Here is a 1,309-nt window from a genome sequence, read left to right as displayed (position 1 = left end):
TGACCACGGCGGCTGTCGCTGGCCTGACGACCGCTCAGGTTGCTGCGCTGACCGTTACTCAAATCCCGGGTCTGACGGCGCTGCAAGTCGCTGCCTTGACCACCGCTGAAGTAGCGGCGTTGACCACCGCTCAAGTGGTTGCGTTGACCACTGCCCAGGTGGCTGCACTGAAGCCAACCCAGGTGGCTGCCCTGACCACCACTCAGGTGGCTGCACTGGAAACGGCTGATGTGGCCGCTCTGCCGGTCGCTTCGGTGGCTGCCCTGACCACCGCTCAAGCGGCTGCGTTGACCACTGCCCAGGTTGTCGCGCTGACCACCGCTCAGGTGGCCGGTTTGACCACTGCCCAGGTGGCTGCCTTGACCACCACGCAAGTGGCGGCCATGGAAACCGCCGATATCGGTTCTCTGACCACGGCTGGTGTTGTAGCTCTGACCACCGCTCAGGTCGCGGCCCTGACAACTGCTCAGGTCGCTGCCCTGAAAGTCGCCCAGATCGCTGCGCTGGAAACCGCGGATGTCGCGGCGCTGACCACCGCCCAGATCGTTGCCTTGACCACTGGCCAGGTTGCTGCGCTGAAGCCGACCCAGGTTGCTGCCCTGACCACCGCTCAGGTGGCTGCACTGGAAACCGCTGATGTGGCCGCTCTGCCGGTCGCTTCGGTGGCTGCCCTGACCACCGCTCAAGCGGCTGCGCTGACCACCGCTCAGGTTGTGGCGCTGACCACCGCTCAAGTGGCTGCACTGACGACTGCCCAGGTGGCTGCCCTGACCACCACGCAAGTGGCGGCCATGGAAACCGCCGATATCGGTTCCCTGACCACGGCCGGTGTTGTGGCCCTGACCACGGCTCAGGTCGCTGCACTGACCACCGCCCAGGTTGCGGCGCTGAAAGTCACCCAGATCGCTGCGCTGGAAACCGCTGACGTCGCGGCCCTGACCACCGATCAGATCGTGGCGCTGACCACCGCTCAGGCGGCTGCTCTGAAGCCGACCCAAGTGGCGGCGCTGACCACCGCCCAGATCGCTGCGCTGCAAAACGCTGATCTGGCTGCCCTGACGACCACGGCTGTCGCTGCGCTGACCACTGCTCAAGTGGCTGCGCTGACCGTTGCCCAGATTCCGGGGCTGACGGCTCTGCAGGTTGCGGCACTGACCACTGCTGAAGTGGCGGCCTTGACCACGGCTCAGGTTGTGGCCTTGACCACGGCTCAGGTTGCTGCGCTGAAAACCACCCAAGTGGCTGCGCTGAGCACTGCTCAAGTCGCCGCGCTGGAAACCGCTGATGTGGCCGCTCTGCCGGTTGCTTC

1 protein-coding gene is annotated in these 1,309 nt (G+C 65.7%); it reads left to right on the top strand.

Annotation, left to right across the window (positions count from 1 at the left end; all coding sequences use genetic code 11):
* A partial coding sequence (locus tag BUB69_RS24205) for a hypothetical protein (protein ID WP_217654481.1) occupies positions 1–1,309 on the top strand: 1,309 nt, incomplete at both ends.

The organism is Pseudomonas asturiensis (genome assembly GCF_900143095.1).
GTDB lineage: Bacteria > Pseudomonadota > Gammaproteobacteria > Pseudomonadales > Pseudomonadaceae > Aquipseudomonas > Aquipseudomonas asturiensis.
This window is presented reverse-complemented; position numbering and strand designations above follow the sequence as displayed.